A 17,023-nucleotide genomic window follows, 5' to 3' on the forward strand; every position below is an offset into this window, starting at 1 on the left:
AGACTCGCTTTTATAGTAAGGCGCGGAAGAGACTTCTGCGCCAGAATAGTGTGAAAGTAGAATTTGTAAAAGGTGGAAAGCAAAAGCCACAATAGGTTTTATACCTGCTGTGGCTTTTTTATGGTAAGTGGTTTACTTTTATCCTTCTGCCTGCTGCATCAGTTTCTCCAGAATGTCCTGTGCGGCTACCGAGATGATGGTGCCGGGGCCAAACACCCCGACAGCTCCGGCTTTGTACAGGAAGTCGTAGTCCTGGGCCGGAATCACACCACCAACAATCACCAGGATATCCTCGCGGTTGAGTTTGCGGAGCTCATCGATGAGTTGCGGTACCAGCGTTTTGTGACCGGCTGCCAGCGAGGAAACACCTACCACGTGCACATCGTTTTCGGCGGCCTGCATGGCTACTTCGGCTGGCGTCTGAAACAGCGGCCCGATGTCTACGTCAAAGCCGAGGTCGGCGAAGGAGGTGGCGATTACCTTGGAGCCGCGGTCGTGGCCGTCCTGCCCCATTTTAGCTACCATAATGCGTGGCCGGCGGCCTTCCATTTCTTCAAACTTATCGGCCAAGGCCTTGGCCCGTGCAAAGTTTTCGTCGTCGGTTAGTTCTGCTGAATACACGCCTGATATTGCTCTGATTACTGCTTTGTGTCTGCCATATACTTTCTCCAGGGCATCGGAGATCTCGCCGAGGGTAGCTCTTCTGCGTGCCGCCTCCACAGCCAGCTCCAGCAGGTTGCCGGTGCCGGACTTTGCTGCGTTGGTGAGTGCCTGCAGGGCATTCAGGACCGAGCCTTCATCGCGCGACGACTTAACAGAGACCAGCCTGCGCAACTGCGATTCACGCACAGCGGTATTGTCAATGTCGAGGATGTCTATTTCCTGCTCTTGCTCGGGCTTGAATTTGTTTACGCCTACAATAATATCCTTCCCCGAATCGATGCGCGCCTGTTTGCGAGCAGCCGCTTCCTCAATGCGCATTTTTGGCAGCCCGGTCTCGATGGCCTTGGCCATACCCCCCAGTTCCTCCACTTCCTGCATCAGGGCCCAGGCTTTGTGCGCAATCTCATGCGTTAGCGCCTCCACATAGTGCGAGCCGCCCCAAGGGTCTACCACCTTGGTAATATTAGTTTCTTGCTGTAGGTAAATCTGCGTGTTGCGGGCAATACGCGCCGAGAAATCTGTTGGCAGGGCAATCGCCTCGTCGAGGGCGTTGGTATGCAAACTCTGCGTGCCACCCAAGGCAGCAGCCAGGGCTTCCACGCAGGTTCTGGTTACGTTATTGAAAGGGTCCTGTTCTGTTAAGCTCCAGCCAGAAGTTTGGCAATGCGTGCGCAGGGCCAGTGATTTCGGGTTTTTGGGGTTGAACTGGCTGATCAGTTTAGCCCACAACATGCGGGCGGCGCGCATCTTGGCAATCTCCATAAAGTGGTTCATGCCAATAGCCCAGAAAAAAGAGAGCCGCGGAGCGAAATCGTCGATGTCCATACCTGCTTTCAGGCCAGTGCGCACATACTCCAAGCCGTCGGCCAGGGTATAAGCAAGCTCAATATCCGCCGTCGCGCCGGCCTCTTGCATGTGGTACCCTGAAATGGAGATGGAGTTGAAGCGCGGCATCTTCTTCGACGTAAACTCAAAGATATCCGCGATGATCTTCATGCTTGGCTCGGGCGGGTAGATGTATGTGTTGCGTACCATAAACTCCTTTAGGATGTCGTTTTGGATGGTGCCGCTCAGCTGCTCCGGCTTCACGCCCTGTTCCTCAGCTGCCACAATGTAAAAGGCCATGATCGGCAACACCGCACCGTTCATCGTCATCGACACCGACATCTTATCCAACGGAATCTTGTCGAACAGGATCTTCATGTCTTCCACCGAGTCGATCGCCACACCGGCTTTGCCTACGTCGCCTTCCACACGCGGGTGGTCAGAGTCGTAACCGCGATGCGTAGCCAGGTCAAAGGCAACGGACAGGCCCTTTTGCCCTCCTGCCAGGTTGCGGCGGTAAAAGGCATTGGACTCTTCGGCGGTGGAGAAGCCAGCATACTGGCGGATCGTCCAGGGCTTTTGCACATACATGGTGCTATAGGGGCCACGCAGGTAAGGCGACAAACCAGCCGCAAAACCCAGGTGCTCAAATGCCTGCGCATCCTCAGCTGTATAGAAGGTCTTCACCTCAATCTGCTCAGGGGTTTTCCAGGCTTTCGGCTCCAGCGGGTCCTTGGGCCCTTTGTTCGCCGAGGCTACCTGGTTAATATCTATGTTAGAAAAGTCAGGTTTCATGTTGTAATTTTGAATGACTGAATGATTGATTGTCTGAATAATAAATAGCTGACTCAGTTATTCGATTATTCAAAATTCAGTTATTTGCTTAGCTCGCGTGCTCCGAGGTGACTACCCAGCGGCTATCTTTCAGCTTCCACACCTGCGATGACACTCCGCCCATCAGCTGCTTGCCGTTCAACTCAATCTTCCACCGGAAAACGAAGTATACGGCCTCTGGTGCCACTTGCTCAATATGTAATGGCTCATAGGTATATACCCCCATGTTGCTGCTGTCCGAAAAGTCTTGCCGAAACAACTCCAGCACCTCTTGGTAGCCTTTCTCTATTCCGTTCTTACTTACCCAAAGCATCTCCGGGGAATTCCAGTAGTAAGTCATGGCAGTTTCCAGGTCGCCTTGATTCCAGGCAGCAATCTGGCCTTCCAACGCTTTGATCACTTCTGGGGTGGCATCAACTGTTAGTAAGTCTTGTGGTTCGGTTGCTGTTGTCATTTAGTGGCTTTTGAGTGATCAGGGGCACCATACGTTTTGCGGGTGGCTCTTGAGTGCGCATAACTTAGTCCTTATCGTTTGCTAACCGTTTCTGCACTACTTTCAGGATCGAGGAAGTATCGCAGCCGTCGAAGATGAATTCTTCGTAGCCGTTGGCCAGCATCTCTTCCTTCATGTGCTCTGGGTCCTCAGCCAGGATTATCGTTGGCTTAGCATGGTGGTTACGCAGCCTTGGTCCAAACTCGCGGGCGAAAGCACTTTCCGAAGCGGCCACGATCATAACATCGGTAGTTGCGCCACTAAGCTGCTCCGAAGCGGCCTCCACCGATTCGAACTGGCGCTTTTCTGTTTCGAAACCGGCACAGCTGAAAAACTCTAGTGCGAAGGTGGCGTTTACCAGTCGCTGCTCCCCTTTGCCAATCACTGCCACCACTGCTTTCGGGCGGCGGTTGCGCTTGCGCACGTGCAGTTCCGTGGCCATGCGCATTACCTCGGTAGGGTATGCGGCCCGGGTGGTGTCAAAGTCTGCGCTCTGGATCAGTGCCTCAGGGTCGAAGCTGATGTTCTCCTTCGGGTTCGGGTATTTGTTGGTGCCTACCAGCACATCCCGGCCGGTGGCAATGTTGCGGAATTTTTTGCGGCTCACTTCCGTGATGGACGTTAGTATAAACCCGCTGTCGTAAGCGGCCTCAAAACCGCCTTTCTCCTCTACTTCTTTAAACAGCATCCAGGCTTTGTGAGCCAATTCGTTTGTCAGAGACTCCAGGTAATAGGATCCGGAAGCAGGGTCTATGGCTTTGTCAAGGTATGCTTCTTCTTTCAGGATGATAGACACGTTGCGGGCAATGCGCTCCGAAAATTCGTCCGAAGCCTTAAATGTACTGTCGAATGGCAACACCGTTAACGAGTCAGTGCCGGCAATGATGGCTGCCATGGCCTCGGTGGTGCTGCGGAGCATGTTCACGTACGGGTCCAGGGTGGTTTGGTACCAGCTGGAGGTGGAACTGTGGATGCGTAGTTTAGCGGCCTGGGCAGTATCGGCCTGATAGGCTTCTACCACTGCGGCCCATAGTAAGCGCAACGCACGCACCTTCGCAATCTCGAAGAAGTAATTGGTGCCCGATGCCACACAGAACTGCATGTTGCGCAGCACGGCATCAATAGTTTGACCGGCCTTGGTCTGGCGGTCGATATAGGCTACTGCGGCACTGAGTATGTAGGCAATCTCCTGCGTGATGGAGGCACCGATGCTGCTGAAGTTCAGTCCGCAGATGCTGATGCCGTAAAAATCAGGGCTGAATTTGGTCAGTTCCAGCACGTCTACAATCTCCTTGTTCTCTTCCTGCGAGAGCACGCCCTTTGCCGTCATGGGCTCATAATTCAAAAAGCCATTCAGGTTGCGGTGCGATACCTGCTGGCGTTCCATCTCCTGGTACAGGCGCTTCAGGAAGGCTGTAGGTTGCTGGGGCAGGGTATAACTCACGCTCCGGTGGCCGAGGTCAATCTTGCCGGCGAGGTAGGGCACGTCAAATGCCTCAGGGTGCTGCACGGTAAAATGGATACCATCAGCCCCGCGCTGCAGGGCGTCCGCGGCTTTGTCGATGGCGGCTTTGCCATCGCCGGAGGCGTCTACCTGCTTCACATTAAGCCAGTTATTATCACCGGTCTTGTTGCCTCTCAGGAAAGGGAAGTCGCCGGGCTTGTGGTCTGAGAAGGGCAGGTGGGCAATGTCCTCCTGCGCATAGTAGGGCTTAATCGCAATGTCTTCGTAGGTATGCCAGGTCAGGCTTTCCAGCGAAATATCGCGTAGGTCTTTGCGTGCTTTCTGCTCCCAGTCCGCTTGTGTGGCAGGGGTGAAGGCTGCAAACAGGCGCTGCTGGTTTTGCTGCTCGTCCGTCATCATGCTTTCAGTTAAGTGCGTTGTAAAGATAGGTTTTTCTAATCATTTAGTTGCAGGTTGAAGCGGGCGCTGCGCCTCCCCAACATCCCTTTCAGGTAAGCCTGCTCATATACGCCTGGTACATCCAGTAGCCAATCAGCAGCCAGATAATGACAATAACGGCCGCCATCACGTAATTGGCCTTGCGCTCCATTAGGCTTTGCCTGGCCTGTTGCCGATAATGCGCCAGCACCTGCTCCGGTATCAGCTTGATGGACAGCCATATCCCAAGCGGGAGCAGCAGCATGTCGTCGAGGTAACCCAGCACGGGTATGAAATCAGGGATCAGGTCAATGGGGCTGAAGGCGTAAGCCACCGTGATCACCAGCACTACCTTGGCGGCAAAGGGTATACGCGGGTCCCCGGATGCCAGGTATAGCGTGTATACATCCTCTTTCAGTTTCCGGACCATTTCCTTCCATTTTCGCAGCATGGTTTAATGTACGGGAAAGGGTACCCGGAAGGTCGGCCTGAAATTGAACCGGAGCGCCACGAAGGATTTTCGCACCATCAGAAAAAGAAGTATCTTCAACGCTTTACATTTAGTGTAACAAACCAATATGATCAGGAAATATACTTTCAAGAAACAGGCTGGCCTGCTGGCCTTAGGCCTCGGGTTGCTGGCGAGCCCTGCCGGGGCCCAGGACAGCAAGCTACTGCGCAAGGCCATGGGTATGGCCGACAAAGTGGAGCCGCAGGTGATTGCCTGGCGCCGCGATTTCCATGAACACCCGGAATTAGGGAACCACGAAACGGAGACGGCTGCTAAAATTGCTGCCCAGCTGAAAAAGTTTGGTATTGAGGTGGAAACCGGTGTCGCTAAAACAGGCGTGGTCGGTATCCTGAAGGGGGGCAAGCCCGGCCCGGTGGTAGCGTTGCGCGCCGACATTGACGGCCTGCCGGTAACTGAGCGCGTGGATTTGCCTTTCGCCTCCAAAGCCAAAGGCATGTATAATGGGCAGGAGGTAGGCGTGATGCATGCCTGCGGCCACGACACCCATATCGCCATGCTGCTGGGCACAGCTGAAATACTGTCCGGGATGCAAAACGAGTTGAAGGGCACCGTGAAGTTTATCTTCCAGCCAGCAGAGGAGGGCGTGCCGGAAGGGGAGGAAGGCGGTGCCAAACTGATGGTGAAAGAAGGTGTACTGAGCAAAGGCCCGAAGCCCGACGTAATTTTTGGCGTGCACATCAACTCACAAACCGAGGTCGGAACCCTGAAGTACCGGCCGGGTGGCACCATGGCCAGCGCCGACGTCTTTAAGATCAAGGTAAAAGGGAAGCAGGTACACGGAGCCTACCCGTGGAATGGCGTGGACCCGATTGTTACGTCTGCCCAGATCATCAACGGGCTGCAAACCATCATCAGCCGCCAGACAGAACTGACCGAAGATGCGGCGGTGGTAACGGTAGGAATGGTGCATGGGGGCGTGCGCAACAACATCATACCGGAGGAAGTGCTGTTGGAGGGAACCATACGCGCCCTGAACACAGAAATGCAGCAGAAGATACACGAGAAGATTAAACTGACTGCCACCAAAATTGCCGAGAGTGCCGGTGCAACTGCCGAGGTCACGATCATCCCGCAAACACCCGTTACTTTCAACGACCCGGCCCTGACGGCCAAGATGCTGCCAACCCTGCAGCAAGTGGCAGGCCGCGAGAATGTGGTGCTGACCAAGGCTGTGACCGGAGCCGAGGACTTTGCCTTTTACCAGGAGAAGATCCCTGGATTTTTTCTGTTCGTGGGAGGTATGGCCAAAGGAAAGAAGCCATCGGAAGTGGCCCCACACCATACCCCCGACTTTTACATTGATGAGAGCGGCCTGAAGCTCGGCGTAAAAACCCTAACCGGCCTCACGCTGAATTACATGGAAAAACCGGCCAATTAAATTTAAGCCCCCTACACACCAAAGCCCCGGGTATCCGGGGCTTTGGTGCTTTTAACAACCCTTACAGAGCGTTATAATAAGTCACCATTCGGGTCAGGTGAGCTTCATCGCTAAAATTAACTTTGTTGGTTTTCAGGTACTGCTGCATTTCTGCCTGGTGTAGCTTAAAAAGGGCCTTGTTCTGCCTTTTGGAGTTGCCTACCTGATGTACTTCCATGCTGTCAGCATACTTAATAAAGTAGGTTACCTTTTTTAAGACCCTGTCTGACTTTTCGCCAGCGTTTAGCGCCACATTGTAGTTGGCCCGCAGCAATTCGGTGTCTACCTTACGGTAAAGGCTGAGGTTCTCATCGTTCACCAGCACTTCCAGAAAGCCTTTCGCAGGAGCGCCTGCCAGCGTCAGTCCTGCGTTTGCTGCATTAAAAAAGTAGCGATTGCCTATTGCCGGGTCTGCCAGTTCAAACGCATCCACGAGGTGGTTGTAAAAGACACGGAGTTCATCCGGTGTAGGGTTTGGGGCGCCTGTCGGGTTTAGCAAGAACTGGTTGTGCTCGATATCATACTTAAACTGCTCGGTTTGCAGCACCCGGTTCTGCGAAAAATAAAGCTTGCCCTTGCACCAGTTGTCCGTGAGGTAGTTCGAGCCCAGCACCTTAGGCTCATGAGTGTCGATGTCCTCGTTTTGTATGGCGCGGTGCTGGCCAAAGCCTGTGCCCACATTAGTGCTCAACTCCCCGATAAAATTGGGCATGGCCCGCGCAGTTTTGCCGGAGTACATTGATTGCGCATACAGGTTATCTGTCAGCAGGAGGGAGAGGATAAAAGTGAGCGGTAGTACTGTCTTCATGGGCAGATTGGTTTATAGGGTAGAGAGGTGGGCATTGCCGGAATATCTTTAAACTACGATTTTGGAAGGTTAAATCCAACCTGGATAGGACGCACTTTGGGCAAATGCCTTGCCTGGGATAAGACGCTGTGTAACTGCAGCAAGGGTGTGGGTGAACTCGTGAACTGCTGTGTACTGTAAGCGGACCTGTTACACAGATTTGTTTAAAATAAAAAATCTGATGCAATTCCGGCCAGGCTATTCTACCTGCAATGTGTTATAAATTAATATGTTACCCAAAACATGGTTTGTGAGGTAAATAAATATGTATGTAATAAAGTGATGTAAATTTGTTAAAATAGTTATATTTAAATCCTTTATCAGCTATACCTGTACGAACCGGCAGAACCTATGCCACTTGGTTCGTGTTAAAGGGGCTGGTAAATTTGTTGCCTGATTCTGATACACAATCAACTCATGACTCACTTTTTTACCAGAGCCGCAGGCGTTTTGCTGCTGGCTTTGAGCTTTTCTTCCTGCCAGCGCCCCTGGGTGGCATCCGCCGACTTGGCCGAAACCGATGTTCCGGTGGCAAAGAGCCTGCCGGCAGATCCGCAAACGGAGGCTTACATTGCCCCATACCGCAAGCAGGTAAATGACAAGATGGAGCAGATTATCGGTAACGCTCCGGTAGCACTTGGCAAGGCAGAATATCAGTCGCCGCTCGGCAACTTTGTAGTAGACCTGATGCTGGAGCAATCGCGGGCGCTCTATGGCGGGCCGATTGATATGGCAACTACTACCAACGGCGGCTTGCGCATACCCATCCCGGTGGGTGCCGTGAAAGTAGGGACCATCTTTGAGCTGATGCCTTTCGAGAATGAGTTGGTGGTGCTCACGCTGGATGGCCAAACAGTGCAGGAACTGTTTGACTTTGCGGCTGCTGCAAAATATGCTCCCATCGCTAATGCCACTTTCAATGTAAAAGACGGCAAAGCCACCAACATCAAAATCGGCGGGAAGCCTTTTGACCTAAACCAAACATATACCATCGTAACTTCGGATTACCTGGCAGGCGGAGGTGATAACATGAGCCTGTTCAAGAAAGCGCTGAAGACAGAGAAGGTGGGCATCATGATGCGCGACGCTATTATGCAGCACATTGAGCAACTTACTGCCAAAGGCCAGCCCATTGGTGCTGATACCACCCGCAGAGTAACCGTGCTCCCTTAAGCCTGTACAACCATGATCAATAGAAGAGACTTCCTGAAGAACGCGGCCCTCGGCACAGCGGGCATTTCGCTGCTGGGCATGCCCTTTGCGGCAGAGGCGGCACAGCAAATTAACCTCACCATCCTGCACACCAACGACCAGCACTCGCGCATCGACCCTTTTCCGGATGACGGGCGCAAGTATGGCGGCATGGGGGGGATGGCCCGTCGTGCAACGTTGGTAGCGCAGATCCGGAAGCAGGAGCCTAACGTGCTGCTGCTGGATGCCGGCGACATTTGGCAGGGCACGCCCTATTTCAACTTCTTTGAAGGGGAGATGGAGTTTAAGCTGATGAGCGACATGAAGTATGACGCGGCCACACTGGGCAACCACGACTTTGACAACGGCCTGAAAGGGCTGGAGCGGCAGTTACCCCACGCCAGCTTTCCTTTCCTGACCGCCAACTACGACTTCTCCAACACCATCCTGAAAGACCGCTTTCAGCCTTACAAAATATTTGAGAAGCAGGGCCTGCGCATTGGCGTGTTCGGCTTGGGTATTGAGCTGGAGGGCCTGGTAGGTAAAAACAACTTTGGCGATACCCTGTACGCAGACCCTGTGGCGATGGCGCGCGAAATGGTGCAGGAACTGCGCGGGAAACAAAAATGTAACCTGGTGGTCTGCCTTTCACACCTGGGGTATAGCTATAAAGATGAAAAAATTGACGATCTTAAGCTGGCCAAGCAAGTAGCCGGCATCGACCTGATACTGGGCGGCCATACCCATACTTTCCTGGATGTGCCTGATGTTGTGCGGCATGAGAGCGGCCACGAGACACTGGTAAACCAGGTAGGTTGGTCGGGTTTGTTCCTGGGCCGGATCGATTTCTCTTTTAACCGGAAATCAAAGCAGAAAACAGGTGTGTTAACCGCCGTTTTGCCGGTTAACACACCTGTAACAACTTCGTAAAAAAATAATTTTTTGTTTACGGATATTTAATCAAATTTGTAACCCCCTGCCGCTAAAGGAGAGGTTTGTTACACCAAACGAATCTTGTGAGTTTTGGAAAACTGGATGATCAAAGACTGTTCTACTGTATGGAGTAACTGCCTGCAGGTGATAAAGGAAAATATTGGCGAACAAAGCTTTAAGACTTGGTTCGAGCCGATTAAGCCTGTATCGCTGCGTGACAGTGTGCTTACTATACAAGTGCCGAGCCAGTTCTTTTACGAGTGGCTTGAGGAGCACTATGTGCAGCTCTTGAAGAAGGTAATTTACCAAGAACTCGGTAGCGAGGGGCGTTTGGAATATTCCATTATCGTGGATCGGGGAAATGAGGTGAACAAACCGCAAACGGTTAACATCCCTACCAAGAAAATTCCGCAGGCAGTGGTCAATTCCTACAGGCCGGAACAGAACTTCATCAAGAGTCCGTTCGAGTCGAAAACCATCGACCGCAACTTCCTGAACTCGCAGCTGAACGGCGCCTATAATTTTGAGAATTACATTGAGGGGGACTGTAACCGTTTGGCGCGCTCGGCAGGTTTTGCCGTGGCCAACAAACCGGGTACCACCTCTTTCAACCCGCTGATGGTATACGGCGGTGTGGGGCTTGGCAAAACGCACCTGGTGCAGGCCATCGGTAATCACATCAAGAATAGCGACCCGAACAAGTTTGTGCTGTACGTCTCATCCGAGAAGTTCGTGAACCAGTTCATCGAGTCTGTGCGGACCAACAACGTGCAGGACTTTGCCAATTTTTACTTGCTGGTGGACATCCTGATCATCGACGACGTGCAGTTTTTGAGCGGAAAGGACAAGACCCAGGAAATGTTCTTCCACATTTTCAACCACCTGCACCAGTCTGGTAAGCAAATCGTAATGACGTCTGACTGCCCGCCGCGTGATTTGAAGGGCTTGGAGGAGCGACTGCTGTCGCGCTTTAAGTGGGGCCTGACGGCAGACCTGCAGAGCCCGGACTTTGAGACACGTATGGCCATCATCCAGAAAAAGATGCAGAGCGATGGCATCGACATTCCGGATAACGTGGTGGAGTACCTGGCCTACAGCGTAGATACCAACGTGCGTGAACTGGAGGGTGTGCTGATCTCTCTGATCGCGCAGTCATCGCTTAACAGAAAAGAGATTGACCTGGAGCTTGCCAAGCAGGCCCTGAAGCATATCATCGAGGATGTAGAAACGGAGGTAAACCTAGACTTCATCCAGAAAACAGTGGCCGAGTACTTCCAGGTTAGCCTGGACTCATTGAAAGCCAAAACCCGCAAGAAAGAGATCGTGACGGCGCGACAGGTGGCCATGTACTTCGCCAAGGAGTTTACCAGTCATTCCCTCAAGTCCATCGGTTACCATTTCGGTGGCCGCGACCACAGCACCGTTATCCACTCCGTTCAGACCGTTTCCGACCTGATCGACACCGACAAGAAATTCAAGGTAAGCATACAGGAACTACAGAAAAAATTCAAGTCCAAGGCTGGCTAAGCCTGGATTGCATAGCGATACCTAAAAAAGAGAGGGGCTGCACAATGCTGTGCAGCCCCTCTCTTTTTTAGGTATCTTGGATCTAAGCCGTATGGCTCATGCCTTCTGAGACCACAAACGGACGCTCTGAGGCCATGTCACGAATCTTGTTCTTGATCTTCTCCAAGTCCTTTTTCTTGCGCACCTGTTTCAGGTCCAGGTATATCTTCGATTCATTTTGAAGCGTAACCCGCAGAGCCAATGGCGAAATATGCACCTCTTTGATGTCTGGGATAGCAATGATGTGCTTGGTCCGGAATACCCCGAACTTCTGCACAATATACTGCTGCGTTACCTCAATGTAAGACTGCACCCCGAAAACAGACGTGTTTTGCAGCACCACATAACCCAGGAACACCAGGGCTAGGCCGAAAAACGCATAATAGAAGTAGCCTTGCTGGGAAGCCTTCTGCGACAGAAGCAACATACTGGCCCATGCAATCCAGAAGAGTGCCAGTACTATCTGCACCGTGAACGAAAGTTTTGCGCTGCGCGTGGGACTTAGCTGCACAATAAGGGAAGACCGAGCATTACTACTGCCAGATGCTGCCATACGAAAGGGGTTAGGTGAAACATGAGCGGCCTGTGTATAGACCATCCGCAATATAATACTTTTATTCCTGAAGTGTAGCGTCTACTGTGATCTCGGGCACCGCGCCCAAGGCCTTCGAAACCGGGCAACCCTCTTTAGCTTTTTTCACCAACTCCTGGAATTTCTCGTTATCCAGGTCCGCAACTTTGGCCTCTGTTACCAGTTCAATCTTCTCGATCAGCGGTCCACCGTCTTTCTCGCCGAGGTATACGGTTGCTTTGGTATGCACAAATTCGGGGGACAGCTTTTCGCCTTCTATCAGGGCACTCAGGAACATCGAGAAGCAACCGGAATGCGCGGCACCGATCAGTTCCTCCGGTGAGGTTCCGCTGGTGCTGTCACCGAAGCGCGATGCGAATGTGTATTTGGCTTGAATTGCCCCGTTGCCTGATTTTACCTCGCCCTCGCCGTTTTTAAGGCCTTTGTTCCATCTGGCTTCTGCTCTGTGTTTTTTCATGTTTTATTGATGTTATAAGGTTTTTGAAAGTACTCGAAACTGAGAAAAGAACCTAAAGTCTGAAGGCTTTTCTTCGTGTTGAGACCTAAGTAAATACTCCGATGTTTCCGGTTGGGTTATGGCAATGCGGCTTTAACTAAGTATCTTTACCTCACACTAAATTGGGAAAAATGGGTGTAAAATCATTGTTGAGCAGGCCAATGGCTGCTTACGTACATAATAAACATCAATACTGGATCCAAAATCCAGTGGAGGCACAGCAGGCCATCTTTCAGAAACTGATCAGTAAAGCATCCAATACCCAGTTCGGACGCGATCATCGCTTTGCAGCCATCTCCACACACGCTGACTTTGTAAAAGCAGTGCCGGTACGAGATTATGAAGGGCTGTCTGGCTACTTTAACCAGGTGAAGGAAGGGAAGCAGGATATCCTGTGGCCCGGAAAACCGATTTACCTCGCCAAAACCTCCGGTACTACTTCTGGCACCAAATATATTCCCATTACCCGCGACTCTATACCAAACCATATTAACGGTGCCCGGAATGCCTTATTGGCCTATGTGCATAGCACAGGACGCTCAGCTTTCCTGAACGGGAAAATGATATTCTTATCTGGCAGCCCAACCCTGGAGAAAGTAGGGGGTATAAATACCGGCCGCTTATCAGGTATCGCCAACCACCATGTGCCGGGTTACCTGCGCATCAACCAGTTGCCGAGCTACGAGACCAACTGCATCGAGGACTGGGAAACCAAGCTCGACCAGATCATCGAGGAGACCATCGACCAGAACATGACCCTGATCTCGGGCATACCACCCTGGGTGCAGATGTACTTCGACAAGTTGCAGCAGCAAACCGGCAAGAAAATCAAAGACATATTCCCGAACTTCCAGCTGTTTGTGTACGGCGGCGTGAACTTCGAGCCATACCGTAAGAAGCTGTTTGAGTCAATTGGCAAGCAGGTAGACTCTATTGAGCTCTTCCCGGCCTCTGAGGGCTTTTTCGCTTACCAGGACAAGCAGGGCGACAGTGGCCTGCTGCTCTTGCTGGATGCGGGCATTTTCTATGAGTTCATACCCGTAGATGAGTTCTTCAATGAGAACCCTACCCGCCTGACCATCGGCGAGGTTGAGATTGGCGTGAACTATGCCCTCGTGATCAGCAGCAATGCCGGACTTTGGGGCTATTCCATTGGCGACACTGTGAAGTTCACGTCCACCAAGCCTTATAAGCTGATTGTGAGTGGCCGCATCAAGCACTTCATCTCCGCTTTTGGCGAGCACGTGATAGGCGAGGAGGTAGAGAAGGCGATGAAGCTGACCATGGCAAAGTTCCCGACCGTGGAGTTAACGGAGTTTACGGTGGCCCCTTACGTGAGCCAGAGCCAGGGCCAATCCTACCATGAGTGGCTGATCGAGTTTACCCGGCTCCCGCACGACATGCAAAACTTCGCGCACGAACTGGACGCCCAATTGCAGCAACTCAATAGCTATTACTACGACCTAATCAAAGGCAATATCTTGCAACAACTGCGTATCACACCGCTTCAGGCAGGTGCCTTCCGGCAGTACATGAAGTCGCAGGGCAAACTGGGCGGCCAGAACAAAGTGCCAAGGCTAAGCAATGACCGCCAGCTGGCTAACGGACTTTTAGCAATTACGAGTTCCTGACGTGAGTTATGAGTTCCTGATTCCGAGTTCCGAGTAAAAAAGGTATAATAAAGACAGGTTAATGGGTAAAAGTGTCATTGCTGATAAATCATATGCCTTTGCGGTGAGAATCGTTAGAATGTATCAGCATTTATCTGCCGATAAAAAAGAGTTTATACTGTCGAAGCAAGTGTTGCGGAGCGGGACATCTATCGGTGCCAATGTGCAGGAAGCGACAGGAGGGCAGTCAACATCCGATTTTATACATAAGCTGAGCATCGCCCGGAAGGAGGCACGGGAAACTGCTTACTGGCTTCAACTTTTACACGACACCGGCTACCTGGAAGCAAAGCAGTTCGAGAGCATACACGCTGACTGCCAAGGTTTGATTAAAATATTAAATAGTATCATATTAACGAGCCAGGGAAAGAGTAAAACCAACTCGGAACCAGGAACTCGTAATTCGTAACTCATTATGAAGAGAATCGCCATATTAGGCTCTACGGGATCTATCGGGACACAGGCACTGGAAGTGATCAAAGCCAATCCGGAGCAGTTTGAGCTGGAGGTGATCACGGCCCACAGCAACGCAGACCTGCTGATAGAGCAGGCGCTGGCATTCAAGCCCAACGTGGTGGTAATTGCCCGCGACGACCTGTATACCCAGGTGCAGGATGCCCTGCAGCACGAGGACATCAAGGTATATGCCGGGGCCAATGCCCTTTGCTCAGTAGTAGAGATGGGCACCGTGGACATGGTGCTGACTGCCATGGTGGGCTATGCCGGTTTGCAACCTACTATTCAAGCCATCAAAGCGGGTAAGCAAATTGCCTTAGCCAACAAGGAAACGCTGGTGGTGGCCGGGCAAATGATCACAGGGCTGGCGAAGGAGTATGGCGTGAATATCTATCCGGTCGATTCGGAGCACAGCGCGATTTTCCAGTGCCTGACCGGCGAGTTCCATAACCCGATCGAGAAGATTATCCTGACAGCCTCTGGCGGGCCTTTTAGAGGTAAAACCGTAGGCGAACTGGCACAGGTCACCAAGGCGCAGGCCCTGAAGCACCCGAACTGGGAAATGGGCTCCAAAATCACGATCGACTCGGCGTCGCTGATGAACAAGGGCCTGGAGGTGATTGAGGCAAAGTGGCTGTTTGGGCTGCGCGACGAGCAGATTGAGGTGGTGGTGCATCCACAGTCCATCGTTCACTCGCTGGTACAGTTCGAGGATGGCTCCATCAAAGCCCAGCTAGGGTTGCCTGACATGAAGCTGCCGATACAGTACGCGATGGGCTACCCGCAGCGTCTGAAATCTGACTTTCCGCGATTCAATTTTATGGATTACCCGCAGCTGACTTTTGAGCAGCCGGACCTAAAGACGTTCCGTAACCTGCAGCTGGCTTTTGATGCCATGGGAAAAGGCGGCAACATGCCTTGCATCCTGAACGCGGCTAACGAGGTGGCCGTCAGCGCCTTTTTGCGCGACGAGGTTGGCTTCCTGCAGATGTCTGACATCATCGAAAGCTGTATGGCAAAAGTTCCGTATATTGCGAATCCTTCTTACAACGATTATGTTGACACGGATAAGGACACACGGGTAAGCGCAACGGAGCTTATCAGCCAAGGCCGCAAAACAAGAAAGGCATAAGTCTGTTGCTGCAAGGCCGACAGGCAAACTTAATTTTAATTTATTCTTTTTAGATGGACATAATTGTAATGGTGGGCCAGCTCATACTGGGCCTGACAATACTGGTAGGATTACACGAGCTGGGACACATGCTGGCAGCCAAGTGGTTTGGCATGCGGGTTGAGAAATACGCCATCGGCTTCCCGCCGAAGCTGTTCGGCAAGAAATTCGGCGAGACGGAGTATATGCTGGGCCTCATACCACTGGGTGGCTTCGTGAAGATATCCGGTATGGTGGACGAGTCGATGGACACCGAAGCGTTGAAAGAGGAGCCGAAGCCCTGGGAGTTCCGGGCCAAGCCTGCCTGGCAGCGCCTGATCGTGATGATGGGCGGCATTATCGTCAACGTTGTCACCGGTATCGTGATCTTCATCATCCTGACCTACAATTACGGTGAGCAGTACATTCCGGCAAGCGAGGTGAAGCACGGCATCGTGGCCAACGAGATCGGCCAGGAAATAGGCTTCCAGACAGGCGACAAAGTGGTGGCCGTGAATGGCAAAAAACTAGAGCGCTTCGAGGATATCCGTTCGATGGATGCACTGCTAGGCCAAAACGCGTATTACACTGTAGAGCGCAACGGCGAGCTGGTAGACATACAGGTGCCCGTGGACCTGATGGACAAACTGGCAGATGATAAAAGCAATGCATTTTTTGTGGAGCCCCGCGTGCCATTTAAGGTTGGCGAGGTAGTGCCGAGCACCCCTGCCGCCAAGGCTGGTTTAATGGCAGGCGACAACATCACAAAGGTAAACGGACAGGACATCGCGTACTTCCATGAGTTTCAGCAGGCCATGCAGCAGAACAAGGGCAAAGCCGCCACACTGATCGTAAACCGCAACGACAAACTCATCAAGCTTAAAGTAGACGTCACCGAGGACGGCACCATTGGTTTCCACTCACAGCCATTGCTGCAAATGGCCACCCGCGATTATTCTTTGGTGGAGTCTATTCCGATTGGTACAGAGCAGGCGTTTGGCATTATCACGGCTAACATCAAGGGCTTCGGCAAGATTTTCCGCGGTGAGGTTTCCGCTTCCAAGTCCGTGAGCGGCCCGATCGGCATTGCCCAGATTTTCGGGGATACCTTTAACTGGTATAAGTTCTGGACTATCACCGGTATGCTGTCGATGGTACTGGCTTTTATGAACTTCCTGCCGATTCCGGCATTGGATGGTGGCCATGTTGTGTTCCTGACTTACGAAATGATCAGCGGCCGTAAACCTTCTGATAACTTCCTGGAGAATGCCCAGAAGGTAGGGATGGTGCTGTTGTTCGGACTGATGGCCTTCGCCATCTTCAACGATGTGTTCAAGCTGATTTTCTAATCAGTGTCTTGTCCTGAAATAAGTTGACGGATTTTAGACGAAATTACTTTTTAATTTGAGACCTCCAGTGCATTTGTATTGGAGGTTTTCTTTTTCCACTGTTTTGCCTTTAGCTTACTTTGCCGGT

At 52.0% G+C, this 17,023-nt stretch carries 15 protein-coding genes; 8 read left to right on the forward strand and 7 right to left on the reverse strand.

From position 1 onward, the window contains the following. Window positions 1-138: 138 nt before the first annotated feature. The 4 genes from scpA to ACXYMU_RS17500 all read right to left on the reverse strand — a co-directional run bounded on the left by scpA (window position 139) and on the right by ACXYMU_RS17500 (window position 5,148). Entirely contained in the window at window positions 139-2,283 is a 2,145-nt protein-coding gene (gene scpA / locus ACXYMU_RS17485; protein ID WP_458987714.1) for a methylmalonyl-CoA mutase, read from the reverse strand. Window positions 2,284-2,371: 88 nt separating this feature from the next. Next, window positions 2,372-2,776 carry a YybH family protein gene (locus ACXYMU_RS17490; RefSeq protein ID WP_458987715.1) on the reverse strand — a complete coding sequence of 135 codons (405 nt, stop codon included), beginning with the start codon at window positions 2,774-2,776 and terminating at the stop codon, window positions 2,372-2,374. A gap of 64 nt (window positions 2,777-2,840) precedes the next feature. Then, window positions 2,841-4,679 (reverse strand): methylmalonyl-CoA mutase family protein, encoded by a 1,839-nt coding sequence (locus ACXYMU_RS17495; RefSeq protein ID WP_458987716.1) that lies wholly within the window; start codon window positions 4,677-4,679, stop codon window positions 2,841-2,843. Window positions 4,680-4,767: 88 nt separating this feature from the next. Continuing rightward, a complete protein-coding gene (locus ACXYMU_RS17500) occupies window positions 4,768-5,148 on the reverse strand; it encodes a YkvA family protein (RefSeq protein WP_458987717.1) in 381 nt (126 codons plus the stop codon). Between the two features lie 127 nt (window positions 5,149-5,275). On the opposite strand from ACXYMU_RS17500, the gene ACXYMU_RS17505 reads away from it, so the two are divergent. After that, on the forward strand, window positions 5,276-6,607 hold the full coding sequence (locus ACXYMU_RS17505; protein WP_458987718.1) for an amidohydrolase: 1,332 nt from the start codon (window positions 5,276-5,278) through the stop codon (window positions 6,605-6,607). 61 nt (window positions 6,608-6,668) lie between these two features. Here ACXYMU_RS17505 and ACXYMU_RS17510 read toward each other — a convergent pair whose 3' ends face one another. After that, entirely contained in the window at window positions 6,669-7,454 is a 786-nt protein-coding gene (locus tag ACXYMU_RS17510) for a hypothetical protein (RefSeq protein ID WP_458987719.1), read from the reverse strand. A gap of 456 nt (window positions 7,455-7,910) precedes the next feature. Here ACXYMU_RS17510 and ACXYMU_RS17515 point away from each other — a divergent pair, with 456 nt between their 5' ends. The 3 genes from ACXYMU_RS17515 (at window position 7,911) to dnaA (ending at window position 11,144) form a co-directional block, all read left to right on the forward strand. After that, window positions 7,911-8,666 carry a 5'-nucleotidase C-terminal domain-containing protein gene (locus ACXYMU_RS17515; protein WP_458987720.1) on the forward strand — a complete coding sequence of 252 codons (756 nt, stop codon included), beginning with the start codon at window positions 7,911-7,913 and terminating at the stop codon, window positions 8,664-8,666. A gap of 15 nt (window positions 8,667-8,681) precedes the next feature. Beyond that, complete coding sequence (locus ACXYMU_RS17520) at window positions 8,682-9,614, forward strand: bifunctional metallophosphatase/5'-nucleotidase (protein ID WP_458987729.1); 933 nt, start codon at window positions 8,682-8,684, stop codon at window positions 9,612-9,614. A gap of 105 nt (window positions 9,615-9,719) precedes the next feature. After that, entirely contained in the window at window positions 9,720-11,144 is a 1,425-nt protein-coding gene (gene dnaA, locus ACXYMU_RS17525) for a chromosomal replication initiator protein DnaA (RefSeq protein WP_458987721.1), read from the forward strand. An 82-nt stretch (window positions 11,145-11,226) separates the two neighbouring features. Here dnaA and ACXYMU_RS17530 read toward each other — a convergent pair whose 3' ends face one another. Then, a complete protein-coding gene (locus ACXYMU_RS17530; protein WP_458987722.1) occupies window positions 11,227-11,736 on the reverse strand; it encodes a hypothetical protein in 510 nt (169 codons plus the stop codon). Window positions 11,737-11,797: 61 nt separating this feature from the next. Further along, complete coding sequence (locus ACXYMU_RS17535) at window positions 11,798-12,232, reverse strand: OsmC family peroxiredoxin (RefSeq protein ID WP_458987723.1); 435 nt, start codon at window positions 12,230-12,232, stop codon at window positions 11,798-11,800. Window positions 12,233-12,402: 170 nt separating this feature from the next. On the opposite strand from ACXYMU_RS17535, the gene ACXYMU_RS17540 reads away from it, so the two are divergent. From ACXYMU_RS17540 to rseP, 4 genes are all read left to right on the forward strand, one after another. Continuing rightward, the gene (locus tag ACXYMU_RS17540; RefSeq protein ID WP_458987724.1) at window positions 12,403-13,902 is read left to right on the forward strand and encodes a GH3 auxin-responsive promoter family protein; all 1,500 of its coding nucleotides are present in this window, start codon (window positions 12,403-12,405) and stop codon (window positions 13,900-13,902) included. Window positions 13,903-13,963: 61 nt separating this feature from the next. Continuing rightward, window positions 13,964-14,350: a four helix bundle protein gene (locus ACXYMU_RS17545; RefSeq protein ID WP_458987725.1), complete on the forward strand. Its 387-nt coding sequence runs from the start codon at window positions 13,964-13,966 to the stop codon at window positions 14,348-14,350. 6 nt (window positions 14,351-14,356) lie between these two features. Continuing rightward, window positions 14,357-15,529, forward strand: a complete 1,173-nt coding sequence (locus tag ACXYMU_RS17550) for a 1-deoxy-D-xylulose-5-phosphate reductoisomerase (RefSeq protein WP_458987726.1) — start codon at window positions 14,357-14,359, stop codon at window positions 15,527-15,529. A gap of 53 nt (window positions 15,530-15,582) precedes the next feature. Continuing rightward, window positions 15,583-16,896 carry an RIP metalloprotease RseP gene (gene rseP, locus ACXYMU_RS17555; RefSeq protein WP_458987727.1) on the forward strand — a complete coding sequence of 438 codons (1,314 nt, stop codon included), beginning with the start codon at window positions 15,583-15,585 and terminating at the stop codon, window positions 16,894-16,896. Window positions 16,897-17,023 lie beyond the last annotated feature (127 nt).

This window comes from Pontibacter sp. CAU 1760, from assembly GCF_054482735.1.

Excerpts from the sequence above, each read along its gene's own strand:
- scpA (WP_458987714.1), bottom strand. The coding sequence starts at position 2,283 with ATGAAACCTGACTTTTCTAACATAGATATTAACCAGGTAGCCTCGGCG.
- ACXYMU_RS17490 (WP_458987715.1), bottom strand. The coding sequence starts at position 2,776 with ATGACAACAGCAACCGAACCACAAGACTTACTAACAGTTGATGCCACC.
- ACXYMU_RS17495 (WP_458987716.1), bottom strand. The coding sequence starts at position 4,679 with ATGATGACGGACGAGCAGCAAAACCAGCAGCGCCTGTTTGCAGCCTTC.
- ACXYMU_RS17500 (WP_458987717.1), bottom strand. The coding sequence starts at position 5,148 with ATGCTGCGAAAATGGAAGGAAATGGTCCGGAAACTGAAAGAGGATGTA.
- ACXYMU_RS17505 (WP_458987718.1), top strand. The coding sequence starts at position 5,276 with ATGATCAGGAAATATACTTTCAAGAAACAGGCTGGCCTGCTGGCCTTA.
- ACXYMU_RS17510 (WP_458987719.1), bottom strand. The coding sequence starts at position 7,454 with ATGAAGACAGTACTACCGCTCACTTTTATCCTCTCCCTCCTGCTGACA.
- ACXYMU_RS17515 (WP_458987720.1), top strand. The coding sequence starts at position 7,911 with ATGACTCACTTTTTTACCAGAGCCGCAGGCGTTTTGCTGCTGGCTTTG.
- dnaA (WP_458987721.1), top strand. The coding sequence starts at position 9,720 with ATGATCAAAGACTGTTCTACTGTATGGAGTAACTGCCTGCAGGTGATA.
- ACXYMU_RS17530 (WP_458987722.1), bottom strand. The coding sequence starts at position 11,736 with ATGGCAGCATCTGGCAGTAGTAATGCTCGGTCTTCCCTTATTGTGCAG.
- ACXYMU_RS17535 (WP_458987723.1), bottom strand. The coding sequence starts at position 12,232 with ATGAAAAAACACAGAGCAGAAGCCAGATGGAACAAAGGCCTTAAAAAC.
- ACXYMU_RS17540 (WP_458987724.1), top strand. The coding sequence starts at position 12,403 with ATGGGTGTAAAATCATTGTTGAGCAGGCCAATGGCTGCTTACGTACAT.
- ACXYMU_RS17545 (WP_458987725.1), top strand. The coding sequence starts at position 13,964 with ATGGGTAAAAGTGTCATTGCTGATAAATCATATGCCTTTGCGGTGAGA.
- ACXYMU_RS17550 (WP_458987726.1), top strand. The coding sequence starts at position 14,357 with ATGAAGAGAATCGCCATATTAGGCTCTACGGGATCTATCGGGACACAG.
- rseP (WP_458987727.1), top strand. The coding sequence starts at position 15,583 with ATGGACATAATTGTAATGGTGGGCCAGCTCATACTGGGCCTGACAATA.